The organism is Nonomuraea sp. B19D2, from assembly GCF_040137845.1.
Lineage (GTDB): Bacteria > Actinomycetota > Actinomycetes > Streptosporangiales > Streptosporangiaceae > Nonomuraea.
On sequence record NZ_JBEFAK010000046.1, the window covers coordinates 68,470 to 84,246 of the forward strand.

Consider the following 15,777-nt stretch of genomic DNA (forward strand, 5'->3'; position numbering starts at 1 on the left):
CAGCACGGGCCTTAAAGCCGTTCCACAAGGTATCCGCAGCTTCTGACTTACCGGGCATTTCGGACACAATTGTTACAAAACGTGACCGGCGTCGTGTGCTGTTGGTTATCGCAGTGCGGCAAGGACCTGATCGCGGACTTGCGCCCTCTGTGCGGCGTCGCTGAGGGGGCGACCGGCGCGATCCACGACGTAGAAGACGTCCACCGCCTCCGCGCCGAGAGTCTCTACGCGAGCGGCTCTCACGTCAAGACCACACTCACCGAACGCCCGTCCAATCCGCCACAGCAGTCCCGGCCTGTCATGGGCCCTGACTTCCACCACAGTGGCCGTCGCGGAGGCGTCGTCGACGAGTGTTACCCGAGGTGGAGCCACCGGTACCCGGGGCGGCCTCATGGAGCGCGTGCGGCGGGCCAATCTCTGTTCGATGTCAAGACGGCCAGCAAGGACGAGACGGAGATCGGACTCCAGTGTCGCGGGGTCCGGCGGTGAGCCGTACTCGGGGATGACCGAGAACTCGATCACCGCCGTGGAGCCCGCGGAGGCGGACGAGGCGGAGCGCACGATGAGCCGGTGGGCGGAGAGCACGCCGGCGGCGCTCCACAGCAGCCCCACCCGGTCGGGGGCGACGACCGTGACGGCTCCCCCGTTGACGCGCACGGCTCCGCCGCCGTGCCTGGCGAGCGCCGCCTGCTCGGCCGACAGGGTCGGCGGCTTGGGCGGCGGCGCGCCGGCCAGCACGGACCTGACGCGGCGTACGAGGTCGGCGACGAGCCCCGCCTTCCAGCCGTTCCAGGCGGCGGGACCGGTCGCGTGGCCGTCCGCGACCGCCAGCGCGGCCAGCAGGTCGAGGACCTCCCGCGAGCCCACGGTGGCAGCGACCTTCTCGATCGTGACCGGGTCGTCGAGGTCCCTGCGGGTCGCGGTCTCGGGCAGCAGCAGGTGGTGGCGTACGACCGTGGCGAGGGTCTCGACGTCCTGCGGAGGCAGGCCGATGCGGGTGGCGATGTCGCGGACCACGACCTCGCCCGTCGCGGAATGATCCCCTGGCCAGCCCTTGCCGACGTCGTGCAGCAGCGCGCCGATCAGCAGCAGGTCGGGGCGGGAGACGTCGCGGGTGTGGCTGGCGGCGTTCGCGGCGGCCTCGATCAGGTGTCTGTCGACCGTGAAGCGGTGGATCGGGTTGCGCTGGGGACGATGGCGGACGCGTTCCCAGTCAGGAAGCAGTTTGACAAGGATGCCCGCCTGGTCGAGCTCCTCCCACACGGGCACGGCGGCGCGGCCCGCGCCCAGGATCGACACCAGGCAGTCGCGCGCCTCCTCCGGCCAGGGCACCGGCATGGGAGGCGACTGAGCTGCGAGTACGGACACCGTGGCGGGGGCGAGCGGCAGCCCGGAGTCGGCCGCCGCGGCGGCGGCACGCAGCACCAGCACGGGGTCCTTGCGCGGGTCGACACCCCTGGCGAGCACCACCTCGCCCCCGTGCTCGACCACGCCGTCCGCCAGCGGGCGGCGACCTCGGGGAGCGGGGCCTGACAGCAGCCTGTCAACCGTGCGCCAGGTGCCGTCGATGGCGTGGGAGATGGTCCGGCCCGCCTCGGCGAGCCGGCGCATGAGCGCCTCCGCGTCGAGCAGGCCGAGCAGCCCGGCCACGGCGTCCTGCTCCTGCAGCACCAGCCGGTCGGTGCCGCGGGCGGTGACGATGTGCAGCGCGTGCCGCACGTCCAGGATGAGCTCGTACGCCTCGCGCGCCCTGGGCCCAGGGGCCGAGGCGACCCAGGCGGCGGCCACGGCCTGCATGGCCTGAACGTCGCGGAGCCCGCCGCGGCCGTCCTTGAGATCGGGTTCGAGCAGGAAGGCCAGCTCGCCGCTGGCCTGGGCCCGTTTGTCGGTCGCCTCACGCAGCTCGCCGAGCCTGCGCCGGGAGTCGGCGCGCCACTCGGCCAGCACCGCCTCCCTGGCCTTCTTGGTCAGTTCGGGGTCGCCGGCCACGTGTCTGGCCTGGATGAGGCCGAGCACGGCCTTCAGGTCCTGTCTGGCGACGCTCACCGCCTCCTCGACCGTCCGTACCGAGTGGTCGAGGTTGACCGCGGAGTCCCAGACCGGATACCAGATCCGGTCGGCGACCCGCGCCACGTCGGCCCGGCCGTTGTGCAGCAGGACCAGGTCGAGGTCGCTGCCCGGGGCCAGCTCGCCCCTTCCCAGGCTCCCGACGGCGACCAGTGAGACGTGGTCGCCGTCGCTCGCCGTCCTGAACAGATCCTTGAGCCAGCGGTCGATGTCCGCGGCCCGCTCCTTGCGGGCCGCGGCGTACGAACGGGCCTCTCCCCTCACTGCTGTGCCCCCTTGCCCGGCTCCGCCCGGACGCCGTCGTCCGGGCGTCGCGATGTCAATGGCCTCGCTTAACTGCGGATCCAGGAGCGGTCACAGGGCCTCAGGACCACGCTCTCCCGTGCGTACCCGGATGACGGAGTCCACCGGGACGGACCAGACCTTGCCGTCGCCGATCTTTCCGGTGTGCGCGGCCTTGACGATGACGTCGATCACGTCCTCGGCGTCATCCTCTTCGGTGAGGACCTCCAGGCGGACCTTCGGCACCAGGTCGACCTGGTACTCGGCGCCGCGGTAGACCTCGGTGTGGCCGCGCTGGCGGCCGTAGCCGCTCGCCTCGCTGACCGTCATTCCCTTGATGCCGAACTGTTCCAGCGCGGCCTTCACGTCATCCAGTTTGAACGGCTTGATGATCGCCGTGATGAGCCTCATGCGTCCACCTTCTTGACAGCCGGGGCGGTGGGCCCGTTGGGGGAGGTCACGCCGGAGGCGTAGACCGTGCCGAGGTCGTACCCGGTCTCGGCGTGCGCGGTGACGTCGATGCCGGTCATCTCTTCCTCGGTGGAGATCCGGAAGCCCATCGTCTTGTCGATGATCTTCCCGAGAACCCAGGTGATGATGAAGGAGTAGCCGCCGACCGCGACCGGGCCGAGGACCTGCAGGCCCAGCTGGCCGATGCCGCCGCCGTAGAACAGGCCCTTGCTCTGCTGCTCCAGGAAGGGGTACGCGGCCAGGAAGCCGAGCGAGACGGCGCCGATGACGCCACCCACGAGGTGCACGCCGACCACGTCGAGCGAGTCGTCGAAGCCGAGCTTGTACTTCAGGCCGACGGCGTAGGCGCAGACGACGCCGGCGACCAGGCCGATGAGGAGCGCGGCCCAGGGGTCCACGAAACCACAGGCGGGGGTGATGGCGACCAGGCCGGCGATCGCGCCGGAGGCGACGCCGAGGCTGGTGGCGTGCCCGTCACGCATCTTCTCCACGAGGAGCCAGGCGCCGGCGGCGACCGCGGCGGCGATCTGGGTGTTCATGAACGCCAGACCGGCCGTGCCGTCGACGGCCAGCTCGGAGCCGGCGTTGAAGCCGAACCAGCCGAACCACAGCAGACCCGCGCCGAGCAGGACGAACGGGAGGTTGTGCGGCCGCATCGGCTCCTTGCGCCAGCCGTGGCGCTTGCCGAGCACGAGGCACAATGCCAGGCCGGCGGCGCCGGCGTTGATGTGGACGACCGTGCCGCCCGCGAAGTCCTCGATGCCCATCGTGTTGAGCCAGCCGGTGCCCCACACCCAGTGTGCGACCGGGAAGTAGACGATCGTCGCCCACAGGATGCTGAAGAGGATCCACCCGCCGAACTTCGCCCGGTCCGCGATCGCGCCGCTGATCAGCGCGACGGTGATGATGGCGAACGTCAGCTGGAAGGCGGAGAAGACCAGGCTCGGCATGCCGGTGCCGTCGTCCTTCGTAGCGGTGTCCACCAGGCTCTGCAGGCCGAGCGCGTCGAAGCCGCCGACCACGTTGTTGATCGCCCCGATGGGGTTGTCGGTGAACGCCAGCGAGTGTCCGAAAAGCACCCAGGCGATGGTCACCGTGATGATGGCGCCGAACGACATCATCATCATGTTCAGGACACTCTTGGCCCTGGTCATGCCCCCGTAGAAGAAAGCGAGACCTGGAGTCATCAGCAACACCAACGCGGTGGCCGCGAGCATCCAGGCTGTGGTGCCGCTATCGATCTTCACGACGCGACCCTCCTTACATGTGACGTGTTGCCACAGCGTGTTCGCCCGGCGTTTCGTGGCTCGACCAGGCGTGTTTCACATTCGTGAATCTCGCCGGATGGGTGTTTCGAGTAGGTTTCGGAGTTCTCACTGATGCGTTTTCGGCTCTGCTATATCGGGCGTGAGACACTTAGGATTGCCTAACCTAATACGATCAAGGAATGCTCATGCGCCTCCGCCTGGCCGTCGCCGCCATGCTCCCCGCCCTCGCCCTCACCCTCGCCGCCTGCGGCACATCGACCTCCTCCCAGGAGAGCGGCCCGACCCGGACCGTCAAGCACGCCATGGGAGAGACGAAGGTGCCGATGACCCCCAAGCGGGTCGTGGTACTCGACACGGACAAACTCGACACAATGGTCTCGCTCGGCATGGCGCCCGTCGGCGCGGCGCAGGCCCAGGAGAACCAGAAGTGGCCCGCGTACCTCGGCTCGGCCCTGTCCGCCACCAAGGCGGTCGGCACCCTGCAGGCCCCGAACATCGAGGCCATCATGGCGCTCAAGCCGGACCTCATCCTGGGCAGCAAGTTCCGGCAGGCGGCCTTCTACGACAAGCTCAGCAAGATCGCGCCGACCGTGTTCACCGAGAAGGTAGGCATCACCTGGAAGGAGAACTTCCTGCTCGACGCCGAGGCGCTGGGCAAGAAGGACCAGGCCCAGCAGCTGATGTCGGCGTACGAGAAGCGGGCCAAGGAGGTGGGCGCCAAGTTCTCGAAGCTGCAGGTGAGCATCGTGCGGTTCATGCCCACCGAGATCCGCATGTACGGGCCGGAGTCGTTCAGCGGCATCGTGGTGGGCGACGCGGGCATCCAGCGGCCCGAGCCGCAGCAGCTGGCCGACCAGGCGGACAAGCGCTTCGGCAAGCTGAGCCAGGAGAACATCGCCAAGGCGGACGCCGACGTGATCTTCTACACGGCGTACGGGGACGCGGCCGCCAAGTCGCAGGCGGCGGTGACCGGCGGGCCGCTGTGGAAGAACCTGAAGGCGGTCAAGTCGAACAACGCACACAACGTGGACGACGAGGTCTGGATGACCGGCATCGGCGTCACGGCCGCCGGCAAGATCCTCGACGACCTGGACAAGTACCTGACGCCCCTGGTCTGAGCCGTCACGGGCGGCGGGGAGCTCCGAGCCGTACCTGGTCGCCCTTCTTGATCCGGCCGGGCCGCAGCACTCGCGCGTACACCCCCGCGCACGGCTGCGGCCCCATGTCGAACACCTGCACCCGGTTGTGCCTGGCCACTGTGCGCAGGGCTTCGACGTCGCGCTGCAGCGGCCCGTGCGCCAGGGTCGGCACGGCGCAGCGCGGGGTCGCCACGATGACCTCCAGCACCACTTCCTCGCCCACGTACAGCTCCCGGCCTGCCCAGTCGTTCTCGGGGAAGCCCTTTTCCGACGTCCGGACGACCAGGTTCGGCCGGTAGCGGAGGGCTTCCACCTGCCCGCGCGTGCCGAGCGCCCCGATCCGCTCGACGGCGGAAGTGGTGATCAGATGGACCGGCGCGAAGTCGAAGAACGTGCTTTCGGGCGACGCTCCCCCGAGCCGGCCGACGGTGTGGGGCACCTCCGCGTCGACCCCCTTGGCCAGCACCCGCTCCGGCACCGATCGTTCGAACTCGGCGCCCTCCGGCGGCACGTCGATCAGCCGCACCTCCCGGCCGAGCAGCTCCGACAGCTCCTCTTCCCCGGGCGCCCGGGCGCCCTCGATCGCCAGCAGGCCGCGCCAGAGCCGCGGGTTCTTGGCGCTGGCGATCTTCCCGGTCGCGACGTCCAGCACCGCCCGCGCCCGGTCCCCGGCGAGCCCGCGCTCGGTGACCTCGCTCTCGGAGAGCTCCTCCCCCAGCATCGACTTGACGGGGTAGCGCCACAGCGTCTCCAGGTGCATGGAGCCGATCTTACGGCTGGGGGCCGAGGCTATGGCTGGGCCCAGAACCGGCGCAGATGCGGCACCAGCTCATCCGCCCTCTCGTCGGGGAAGAACAGCCTCCCGCCCTCGATCTCGACGACCTCCTTGACGCCGGGGATCGTGTCACGCAGCCAGCGGGCCCAGCTCACGTCGAAGAACGCGTCTCCCGTGCCCCAGACCACCAGTGTCGGCACGGTCAGCACAGTGAGCTGCGGCTCGATGGCGACCAGGTCCTTGGAGTCGATGGAGGTCAGCATCCGCTCGAAGGCGCGGCCGCCGCCGGGCTTGGCGAAGATCGGCTTCAGGAACGCGTCCACCAGCTCGGCCGGGTGGTCGATCCGCTCGTAGCCGACGCCGAATGCGGTCTGGGCCAGCAGCTCCGGCTGGTCCAGCACGGCCGCGGTCAGCGCGGCCAGCTCGCCCTTGGCGGCCAGCTCCACCGTGGACTTGAACGCCTCTGGCGGGGCGTTGGTGTGGACGTCGCAGTTGGTGAGGGTGAGCGTACGCAGGCGCTCGCGGTGGCGTACGGCGAAGATCTGGGCCACGGCGCCGCCGGTGTCGTTGGCGACGAGATCCACCTCGCCGAGCCCGAGGCCGTCGCACAGTTCCTCGACGGCCTCGGCCAGCGCGGGCATCGACAGGTCGTCGCGCGGGGCGCTGCCGCCGTGCAGCGGCAGGTCGATGGCCACGCAGCGGCGTTCGTCGCGGAACGCCTCGATGACGTGGCGCCACAGGTACGAGCTGGTGCCCACGCCGTGCACGAACAGGCTGACCGGGCCTTCGCCCACATCCACGTAACTGATGCCGTCCATTGGCGCTCCTCAGATTTACCAAACCGACTGTCGGTATGGAAAATTACCGACTGACGGTCGGTTTGTCTATGGTGGTCGCATGAACCTCAAGGCGGAGCGTGGAGCGGCCACCCGCGACAGGGTCCTGGCGATCGCCACGCGGCTGTTCGCCGAGCGTGGCTACGACGACACCTCGATCGAGGCGGTGCTGCAGGAGTCGGGGCTGAGCAGGGGGGCTCTCTACCACCATTACGCGGGCAAGGACGCCCTGTTCGAGGCGGTGCTGGAGGCCACGGAGTCGGCCATCGGCCGCAAGATCCTCGAAGCGGTCCGCGGCATCGCCGACCCGGCCGCCTCCCTCCGGGCCGGCGTCCTGGCCTGGATCGCGCTCGCCGGGGATCCGGTCATCAAGCGCATCGTCCTCATCGACGCGCCGTCGGTGATGGGGTGGGAGCGGTGGCGGGCCATGGAGGAGCGCTACTCGTTCGGGATGCTCAAGGCCGCGCTGGGGGCCACGGGGGCGGTGCCGGCCGAGTTCCTCGACCTGCACGCGCACATGCTGCTGGCGGCCGTCAACGAGAGCGCGCTGCTGGTGGCCAGGGGCGGCGACCACGACACGGCGGTGGCCGCCGTCGAGGAGTTCCTCCGCCGCATCCTCGCAGGCTAGAAGCCCGGCGGGGCGACCGCGGCGGTCGGCGGCCAGTGGGGCCGACGCTCTTCACGCGGTGAGGCGCTGGCTTTCGAGCACGTCGGCGTAGAGCGCCATCTGGTGGCGCATGACCTTCCGCGTCAGGTCGCCGATGCGCCGGGCGTGTTCCGGGGTCATGCTCGAGACCAGGTGCACCAGGGCGACGTAGCCGTCCCGCTGCTCGATCGCCATGTCCGGCCACAGCTCCTTGCTGGTGATCGGCGTACGGGAGACAGTGTCGACCAGCGCCTTGTCGATCTCCGCCCAGTCGCTGTGCCACCCGATCGGCACGACCAGCTCCCCCTCGGCCGCCAGCGAGCCGTACCAGGCCCGTGCGTCCTTCAGCATCGCCGCACGGGCCGCCTCGACGCGGCGCAGGTCCTTAAGCGCCCGGTAGGCGGCCCGCGCGGCCAGCATGCTCTCGAACCGGGCGATCTCCCAGCCGTGCTCCGTGACCACCATCGACTGGCGCGTGCCCGGGTCCACGAGCTCCAGCACCGTCGCCTCCGCGACCGTCTGGCAGCGCGCGCCCGCATCCGTCATCCTGAGCCACAGGTCCCAATCCTCCAGCCCTGTCATGGACACCCGCCACCCGCCGACCTCCTCGGCCAGCCCGGCGATGTGAGCCGCCTGGGACGGCTCGAACACCGCGTGCATCACCTGGAACTCGGGGTGCCAGCACAGGGAGAGCGGTGACGTGACGCCCATCGCCGTGCCCGATGCGTCCACCTTGGTCGCGGCGGTCGCCGCGATCTGGGCGCCTCCGGTCAGCGCTCCGGCGAGCAGTTCGAGGTGGCGTGGCAGCCAGAGGTCGTCGTGATCAACGTAAGCGACGATCTCACCCTTGGACTCGGCCAGGCCGATGTTGCGGGGCTCGGAGGGATGGCCGTGGTGACGGGTGCGCACCAGACGGATCCGGTCGTCCCGCTCGACCAGCGCCCGCACCACCTCGTCGGTGTCGTCGTCGCTGCCGTCGGAGACCACGATCAGCTCCCAGTCGCCCAGCGTCTGTGCCTGCACTGACGAGATGGTGGCGGCGATGGCGGGGCCGCGGTTGTACGCGGGGCAGATCACCGAGACACGAGGCACGGGGGTCTCCTCTCAGGCATTGACGGGCGCCTTCGCGCGACCGGGCTGGGGGATCAGGATGAGCGCGACAACGTCGACCATGACGTGGAGGCCGATGGGCGCCAGGAGACTGCCGGTACGCAGGTACATCAAGGTGAACGCGGTACCGGTCACCACCGCCATCAGCGTGCCCACCGGCCCCTGGTAGATGTGCCCGAGCACGAACACCGCGACGGCGACGACGGCGGCGACCGTGAGTGACAGACCGAGCTCACGCCCGAGCGCGATGAACAGGCCGCGGAAGACCACCTCTTCGCAGACACCGGCCGAGACGGCGAGCATCGCGGCCAGCCAGCGCTCTCGGCGGGTCCGTGCCATCAGGTCCGAGACACCAGCGTGCCAGGGCAGCATGATGCCCTGGTTCGCCAGCCAGCGGAGGAGCAACACGACCGGAATCATCCCGATGGGCAGCCACACCAGCACGCCGTACGCGATCGCGGGGCTGGCCGGTTCCGTGATGCCGACGTCGGCCGAGCTGATGCTCGGCGACAAGGCCACGACGAGGATCGCCACCGCCGCCCACACCCACATCTCCGCCGACAGAGCGGTGTAGTAGCGCGGGCGGGAGATCTCACCGCGTTCGAGGCGCGGATAGGCGCGCCGGCCCAGGAAGGGGGCGACGGCGGCCAGGTAGAGAACGAGAGCTGCGGCTAGCACCCAGGCTGTCGGTGCGGACTCGAATGACATGGCTTCCTCTCAGAGGTCCGCTGTGTACGGCTGGCGCGGGACGATGCAGGAGCCGCGCTCCAGCTTCAGGGCGTATGTGCTGGACGGAATGAGGTCCTCACTGGCGGAATGGCTGTGCCGCCACGCTATGCCGGGGGCGACCACGCCGAGAAGTCGCCGAAATCATCGGTGCCATATGACATCTGTCATCCAATAGCCCCGGACCTGCGCGGATGCCCGCGAGGAAGCGTCGGGGAACTCAGCCCGGCGTATAAGTGCAATGTAAGCAACCATCTCGACAAACGCCGGAATTTCGCACGATGGATTGATAGATGACTAAATACTCGGTGCTCATCCCAGTTGTTCCACGACGGCCGGAGCAAATCATTCCGTATGCCGCGCTCGTGGACATGACACCTGCCCACGCTCTGTGGCAGGGACAGTCGACGCTCGTCGAGCCGCACCAGGGTTTCGTGTACGCGGCCGGCGCCGGATTCCGCGTCCCTGTGGGTTTCGGTGTCACGCTCATGCCGCTGCGGCACCCGTACGAGGCCGCTCTGCAGGCTCGGTCTGTGGCCATGAACACGGGTGAGCCCGTCGTGGCCGGTTTCGGCCCCGGGCCCATGCGCTTCCAGGAAGCCTTGCTCGGCAAGCCGTACCCGAGCCAGCTCACCGCCGTCAGGGAGTACGTCACGGTGGTGCGCGGCCTGCTCAGCGGCCGGTCGATCGACTACAACGGCGAGTACTTCGGCTACCAGGGCATGCTTCCGCCCGCCGTGACTCCCAAGGTCGAGATCGGCCTCGGGGTGCTCAGGCGCGGCATGGCCAAGCTGGCAGGCGAGATCGCCGATGTCGCGGTGACCTGGCTGACTCCCCCGGCGTGGCTGCGTGACACGATCATCCCCGCGTTGCGGGAGGGCGCGAAGGCGGCGGGCAGGGACATGCCGAGGGTGGCCGCGATGATGCCCGTGGCGCTGCGCCGTCCCGACCGCACTCCGGTGGAGCAGGCCCTGGCCAGCAACTCGCTGCACCTGCAGGCACCGCACTACATCGACATGCTGCAGAAGGCCGGTCTCGCGGTGAAGGGCGAGGACACCGCCGCCGACGCGGCGGCCATCGTCGAGGGTGGCGCATTCGTCAGCGGCCACATCGACGAAGTCGTGGCGCAGCTGAAGGCGGTCGAGGAGTTGGGCGTCGACGAGATCATCCTCAACCTGACCGGCGTCCAGCACCTGCAGGGTCCCACGGAGACGCTGAACGAGCTCAAGGCCCTCATCGGGGCACTCACCGGCCAGAAACTGCGCTGAAGGGGGAAGGCGTTGACCTCGAACAAGCGAAACCTCATGCACTGGGCCACGGGTCAGGCCCCGGTTTTGGGCGACCGTGACCACGTCTCCACCGTCGTCCTGGAGGACCCCGGTTACCTGCACAGGCTCCGGAGCTCCGAGGTGGTGGGCCCCGAGACGGTGGCCTTCCTGCCCGGCGGGCCCAGCGACGACACGGGCCCCGTGGTCGTCGCTTACACGGGTTCCCTGCGCGAGCCCGGCAGCGAGATCTCGCTGTCCGACTCGTTCTTCCTGCAGACGCAGGACTACGCGACCAGCGAGTTCATGTCGGTGATCGGCCCCACCGCCATCAGGATCTTCACCGAGGCCGACTTCGAGCTGTTCCTCGACGACGCCGACCGGGCCAAGGCAGAGGGCGAGTTCCGCGAGTTCCTCATGCATCCCGCGGTCCGGCTGGCCGACGTGCCGGCCCTGGGGGCGGGCACCGACCGCGACGGCCCGCAGCACCGCCTGTTCGTCAGCGCCGACGGCGCGATCTCCACCTCGCCCACCGGGTCCCCGATCGGCCACGCCGGCGACGACCTGCCCTCGCTCCGCAAGGAATGGGTACGGCGCAACGCCGAGAGCGACACGCCATGCGCGATCTGCCTGGCCGCCGCAGTCCCCGACGATCGGCGGGTGGCCGAGCTCACGTCCCGGCCCTGGCTGCGCCGCTACCACGGCGCCATCATGGCCATCCAGGACCTGCTGGCCCGCGGCGAGAGCGACATCCGCGTCTCCGGGTTCGGCGGCCGGCTCGTGCGCGGCCTGGAGGAGGTCGCCGACCCGGTCGACATGGCGACGACGGACCTACCACAACTGCTCTGGACGGAGTCGTCCGCCTACGTGCACATGCCATGGCCGTCACGGACCTTCAAGGTGGAGCACCGAGCAGGCCAGCTCGTCGAGGCCCTGCTGGTGTGCGGGTCGGCGGAAGCGGCCGCCGAGCACGACGACCCCGCGGGGCTGGCCCGCGTGACGGAGTTCTTCGCGAAAGCAGGCGTGCGCCTGACCCCCGAGAAGGTGGCTGCGCTGTGACATCGCTCAGCGCTCTCCAGCTTCCCCGCCGTGCTCGCGCCCTGCTGGCCGAGCTCGAGAACCGCGCGGTGGTGTGCGACCTGTACAGCCAGTCGGGCGCGGCCGTCTATCACGACCTGGCCGGCGTCGGCACTGAGGAGATACGTGAGCTGGTCCGGACGGTCCGCGGCCTGCCCGGCCCCGTGCTGGACCTCGCCGCCGGTTCGGGCAGGCTGACGCTGCCCATGCTCGCCCTCGGCAGGGACGTGACCGCACTGGACCTGTCGGAGAACCTGCTGCTGCTGCTGAAGGAACGACTGGATCAGGAGCGCGGCAGAAGGTTCGCCGAGCGCTGCTCCGTGGTCCATGCCGACATGCGCGACTTCTCGCTCGGGCGGCGATTCGGCGTGGTCCTTCTGGGCACCTCGTCGATCTCCCTGCTCGACGAAAGGGGCCGCGAGGCGCTCTACCGCGCGGTCCGCTCTCATCTGCTCCCGAAGGGCCGCTTCCTGCTGTCCACTCTCGACTTGCACGCCGCGGCGGGCCAGGAGGAGGCTGAGCTGGTCGTCACCGGCCTCAGCGGCCGCGCGTACCGCCTCTACGAGCGCTGGGAGCGGGCCGACGGCCGGCGGGTGGTCGTCGTCTTCCCTGTGCAGATGGAGGAGGAGCCGCTCACCGTCTGCACGACCGCGATCCGTGTGCTGCCCGCCGACCTGCTGGTGTCGGAGCTGACCGAGAACGGTTTCGCGGTTCGCTCCCGCACCCCGCTCGGCAACCAGACCGCCAGGCACCGCGACGTGCTGCTGGAAGCCGAGGTGGCCGCGTGACGACCACGATCCCGCCGCTCTGGCCCGCTCTGTTGCCGCCGGACTCCCACGGCTCCGATGAGCTGTGCGCGGTCTCCGCGAAGGGCGTCAGGGTCGGCTTCGCCGACGGCCGCGAACTCTTGTGCGGCACCAGCGGCCTGTGGAACTGCAACCTGGGCTACGGCAATGCCGCCGTCGCCGAGGCGTCGGCGGACGCGCTGCGCAAGGCGTCGTACCTGAACGTCTTCCGCTACGAGAACGTCTACGCCCGCGACGCCGCCGCGGCCCTGGTGGAGCTCTGCGGCCCCGAGCACTACGGGCGGGTGATCTTCTCCACCTCCGGCGGGGCGGCCAACGACGCGATGACCAAACTCACCAGGCACTATCACGCCCTGGCCGGCACCGCCCAGCGCAAGATCGTCGTCGGGCTGCTGGGCAGCTATCACGGTCTCACCTTCGGCGGCTTCGCCCTCACCGGCGAGGACCTCGGACAGCGACTGTACGGGGTGGACCAGCGGCTGACCCGGCACGTACCGCCGAACGAGCCGGAGGAGCTCGAGCGCCTGCTGTCCCGGCTGGGCGGCCAGGTCGCGGCAGTGGTCGTGGAGCCGGTGCTGGGCAGCGGCGCGATCCCGCTCGACGACGAGTACGTGGCCGCCCTGATCCGCCTTCGCCGCGAGCACGGTTTCCTGCTCGTCGCCGACGAGGTCGCCACCGGCTTCTGCCGGACGGGGAGCTTCTTCGCCACGCAGGAGTGGCCGGAGCCGCCCGACCTGCTGATCACCTCCAAGGGGCTGACGAACGGCACGTGCGCCGCCGCGGCCGTGGTGGTCTCGCACCAGGTCGCCGAGGCCTTCACCACCGGCGGAGCGCTGCTGGCGCATGGCGAGACGCAGGCGGGCACCCCCGTCATGTGCGCAGCGATCCTGGCCACGATCGAGGAGATGCGGCGGCTGGACGCGGAGGGAATGAGCAGGCGGTTGTCCGCGCTCCTCGATGCCGAACTGGCCGCCCTGGAGTCCGACCACCCGCTGGTGGCGGGGGCGACAGGCAAGGGATGCTTCCGCGCGGTGCGCCTGCGCACCGTGGAAGGCGTCCCCCTGCCGCAGGTCCACGTGCCCGAGGTGGTCGCGGCCGTCCGGCGCGCCGGGGCGATAGTGCACCCCGGTGTCAACGGCTTCCAGCTCATTCCCGCGCTGACCTACACCGAGGCGGACCTGCGCGAGCTGATGGAGTGCGTGCGCAAGGGTCTGTCGGCGTACGCCGATCAGGGGGTGGGCGCGTGAACCACGTCCTGTACGGCACCACGGGCCTGGCGGCCTGGCTGGCCACGGCCGCGAGCCCCAGGACGGTGACCCTGCTCGTGGACACCGCCGTCGCCGAGTATCCGATCGTGGACCGCGTCCGGCGTGAGGTCGGCAAGGCGCGGCTCCGCGAGACACTCATCGAGCTGGACGGGCCCAGCGGCGTCGACGGCGTCCGCGAACTGGCCACCCGGCTGACGGGCACGGGACTGGTGCTGGCCGTCGGCGGCGGCTCGCTGCTCGACCAGGCCAAGCTGGCGTCGGTGCTGTGCGGCGACCAGGACGCGCTGCGCCGCCTAACGGTACGCCAGCGCAGCGGCATGCTCATGCTGCCGCCGTCCACCAGACGCGCCCTGCCGCTGTTCGCCGTGCCGACGACGCTGGGCACGGGGACAGAGGTCAGCATGGTCGCGTGCCTGTCCTACCCGGGGGGCAAGCGGCTCATCACCGGTGACCGCCTGCGGCCGGACCTGGCCGTCCTCGATCCGCTGGCCACCGCGACGCTGCCGGCGGAGCTGGTCTCGGAGGGCGTGCTGGAGGTGCTGTTCAGGATCACCAGCGGATACCTCGGCGACCACGAGGACCGGCCCACGGAGGACGCGCTGGTGGAGACGCTGGCCACGCTCGTGGTCAGGGAAGGTTACGCGGCGGCCCGCGCCCTCGCGGCGGACGGCAGGGCCGGCGACGCGCTCCTGCTGGAGATCGCCAAACTCAGCGGCCTCACCCACAGCGAGACGCTGCACGTCGGCAGGCCCGTCTTCGTCAATAAGGGCTGGATGATCGCCAACGAGCTGTCCACCGGGCTCGGGACGAGGAAGATGTCCGCCATCGCCGTCGTGATGCCGGAGCTGTGGCGGCGCATCGCCGCGGGCGATGACCGCCTGGGCTCGGCCCGGCGCCTGGCCCGGCTCTGGGCAGGGCTACGGGCGGCGGCCCCGGCCGGGCTTCCCGCCTCGCCGGGTGAGGGCATCGCCGCCCTCATCGACGGCTGGGGCGTGGACAGATCGCTCAGCGCCGACGCCGACACGGTCGATGCGATCGCGGGCCGCACGGTCCGCGCGTGGGGCATGGGGCTGCCCATGCTCGGCGCCCTCACCCGGGACGACATCAGCGACTTCCTGACCTGCGCGGTCCGCGCGGCCGCGCCCCAAGACTCCCGCGTCACAAAGGCGCGGGTGCTCCTCACATGAAGAGAAAGGAGGTGCTCTCATGAGCGCAACGCTTAGCCCCGAGCTCGACCTGCTCCCCCTCGAGCTGGGGATGCAGGAGCTGGAGCCGATGGACGCCCCGAGTTTCTGGTCCGGATTCAAGATCGGCGTCACCATCTCGGTCGGATCTCTGGTCTTCGGTAGCGCGGTCCTGGGCGCCACGGTGGCCGCTGCCGCCGCCTCGGTCGTCGTCACGACGTGAGACATCCGAGACAAGGCCCACCACATTGCAGCAGGAAAGGAGGACGGCCATGGAGGCAATGACAGACCTCCCCCTTGAGCTGGGCATGCAGGAGCTGGAGCCGATGGACGCCCCGGGCTTCTGGTCCGGGTTCAAGATCGGCGTCATCATCTCGGTCGGAAGCGTGGCCTTCGGCGGCGCCGTTCTGGGCGCCACGGTGGCCGCTGCCGCCGCCTCGGTCGTCGTCACGACGTGAGACGCCCGAGACCACGTCAACTACATCGCAGCAGGAAAGGAGGATGACCATGGAGGCAATGACAGACCTCCCCCTCGAGCTGGGCATGCAGGAGCTCGAGTCGATGGAGGCCCCGTTCTGGGGCACCTTCTTCGGCGTCGGGGCCGGCGTGACCGTGGTGACCGCGGTCGGAACGATTATCTCCTACAGCGTGGCGAGTGCTCTGAGCATCATCACGTGACGGTGTCACTCTCGAGCTTGATGCAGGAGCTCGAGGAAAGGTGACTGCCTGCGGTGCGGTGGGCGGTGCCGTACGGGCTGGCCTGCCAGCTCTTCCCGATCTACCTCGTCGGCGGGCTGGCGCTCTCGATCTGGGGCGACCTGCTGCGGAGCTTCGGGGTTGTCGGAACGGTCGCGCTG

17 protein-coding genes are annotated in these 15,777 nt (G+C 69.9%); 10 read left to right on the forward strand and 7 right to left on the reverse strand.

Annotated features, from left to right (window positions below):
- Positions 1 to 105 precede the first annotated feature (105 nt).
- The 3 genes from ABN273_RS47900 to ABN273_RS47910 all read right to left on the reverse strand — a co-directional run bounded on the left by ABN273_RS47900 (position 106) and on the right by ABN273_RS47910 (position 4,067).
- The gene (locus tag ABN273_RS47900; RefSeq protein WP_349456289.1) at positions 106 to 2,331 is read right to left on the reverse strand and encodes a [protein-PII] uridylyltransferase; all 2,226 of its coding nucleotides are present in this window, start codon (positions 2,329 to 2,331) and stop codon (positions 106 to 108) included.
- Positions 2,332 to 2,421: 90 nt separating this feature from the next.
- Positions 2,422 to 2,760: a P-II family nitrogen regulator gene (locus ABN273_RS47905; protein WP_349456290.1), complete on the reverse strand. Its 339-nt coding sequence runs from the start codon at positions 2,758 to 2,760 to the stop codon at positions 2,422 to 2,424.
- On the reverse strand, positions 2,757 to 4,067 hold the full coding sequence (locus tag ABN273_RS47910) for an ammonium transporter (RefSeq protein ID WP_349456291.1): 1,311 nt from the start codon (positions 4,065 to 4,067) through the stop codon (positions 2,757 to 2,759). The genes ABN273_RS47905 and ABN273_RS47910 overlap by 4 nt, the downstream gene beginning before the upstream one ends.
- A 200-nt stretch (positions 4,068 to 4,267) precedes the next feature.
- On the opposite strand from ABN273_RS47910, the gene ABN273_RS47915 reads away from it, so the two are divergent.
- Entirely contained in the window at positions 4,268 to 5,206 is a 939-nt protein-coding gene (locus ABN273_RS47915) for an ABC transporter substrate-binding protein (RefSeq protein WP_349456292.1), read from the forward strand.
- A 4-nt stretch (positions 5,207 to 5,210) separates the two neighbouring features.
- Here the strand turns inward: ABN273_RS47915 and ABN273_RS47920 are convergent, their stop codons facing one another.
- Entirely contained in the window at positions 5,211 to 5,987 is a 777-nt protein-coding gene (locus tag ABN273_RS47920) for an MOSC domain-containing protein (protein ID WP_349456293.1), read from the reverse strand.
- A gap of 29 nt (positions 5,988 to 6,016) precedes the next feature.
- Positions 6,017 to 6,820, reverse strand: a complete 804-nt coding sequence (locus ABN273_RS47925; RefSeq protein WP_349456294.1) for an alpha/beta fold hydrolase — start codon at positions 6,818 to 6,820, stop codon at positions 6,017 to 6,019.
- Positions 6,821 to 6,899: 79 nt separating this feature from the next.
- Between ABN273_RS47925 and ABN273_RS47930 the strand changes: the two genes are divergently transcribed.
- Entirely contained in the window at positions 6,900 to 7,466 is a 567-nt protein-coding gene (locus ABN273_RS47930; RefSeq protein WP_349456295.1) for a TetR/AcrR family transcriptional regulator, read from the forward strand.
- A 51-nt stretch (positions 7,467 to 7,517) separates the two neighbouring features.
- On the opposite strand, the gene ABN273_RS47935 is transcribed toward ABN273_RS47930, so the two are convergent.
- Complete coding sequence (locus ABN273_RS47935; RefSeq protein WP_349456296.1) at positions 7,518 to 8,576, reverse strand: glycosyltransferase; 1,059 nt, start codon at positions 8,574 to 8,576, stop codon at positions 7,518 to 7,520.
- A 12-nt stretch (positions 8,577 to 8,588) separates the two neighbouring features.
- Complete coding sequence (locus tag ABN273_RS47940; RefSeq protein ID WP_349456297.1) at positions 8,589 to 9,302, reverse strand: CPBP family intramembrane glutamic endopeptidase; 714 nt, start codon at positions 9,300 to 9,302, stop codon at positions 8,589 to 8,591.
- A 389-nt stretch (positions 9,303 to 9,691) separates the two neighbouring features.
- Between ABN273_RS47940 and ABN273_RS47945 the strand changes: the two genes are divergently transcribed.
- The 8 genes from ABN273_RS47945 to ABN273_RS47980 are packed head-to-tail and all read left to right on the forward strand — an operon-like array spanning position 9,692 to position 15,598.
- Positions 9,692 to 10,588 (forward strand): LLM class flavin-dependent oxidoreductase, encoded by an 897-nt coding sequence (locus ABN273_RS47945; RefSeq protein ID WP_349456307.1) that lies wholly within the window; start codon positions 9,692 to 9,694, stop codon positions 10,586 to 10,588.
- 12 nt (positions 10,589 to 10,600) lie between these two features.
- Entirely contained in the window at positions 10,601 to 11,644 is a 1,044-nt protein-coding gene (gene mpaB / locus ABN273_RS47950) for a daptide biosynthesis RiPP recognition protein (protein WP_349456298.1), read from the forward strand.
- Entirely contained in the window at positions 11,641 to 12,450 is an 810-nt protein-coding gene (gene mpaM / locus ABN273_RS47955) for a daptide-type RiPP biosynthesis methyltransferase (RefSeq protein WP_349456299.1), read from the forward strand. The genes mpaB and mpaM overlap by 4 nt, the downstream gene beginning before the upstream one ends.
- Entirely contained in the window at positions 12,447 to 13,715 is a 1,269-nt protein-coding gene (gene mpaD / locus ABN273_RS47960) for a daptide-type RiPP biosynthesis aminotransferase (RefSeq protein ID WP_349456300.1), read from the forward strand. Before mpaM ends, mpaD begins: the two co-directional genes overlap by 4 nt.
- On the forward strand, positions 13,712 to 14,923 hold the full coding sequence (gene mpaC, locus ABN273_RS47965) for a daptide-type RiPP biosynthesis dehydogenase (protein WP_349456301.1): 1,212 nt from the start codon (positions 13,712 to 13,714) through the stop codon (positions 14,921 to 14,923). The genes mpaD and mpaC overlap by 4 nt, the downstream gene beginning before the upstream one ends.
- A 19-nt stretch (positions 14,924 to 14,942) precedes the next feature.
- Positions 14,943 to 15,143, forward strand: a complete 201-nt coding sequence (locus tag ABN273_RS47970; protein WP_349456302.1) for a daptide-type RiPP — start codon at positions 14,943 to 14,945, stop codon at positions 15,141 to 15,143.
- 49 nt (positions 15,144 to 15,192) lie between these two features.
- Positions 15,193 to 15,378, forward strand: coding sequence for a daptide-type RiPP (locus tag ABN273_RS47975; RefSeq protein ID WP_349456303.1), 186 nt, complete (start codon positions 15,193 to 15,195; stop codon positions 15,376 to 15,378).
- Between the two features lie 49 nt (positions 15,379 to 15,427).
- The gene (locus ABN273_RS47980) at positions 15,428 to 15,598 is read left to right on the forward strand and encodes a daptide-type RiPP (RefSeq protein ID WP_349456304.1); all 171 of its coding nucleotides are present in this window, start codon (positions 15,428 to 15,430) and stop codon (positions 15,596 to 15,598) included.
- The last annotated feature ends 179 nt before the right edge of the window (positions 15,599 to 15,777 follow it).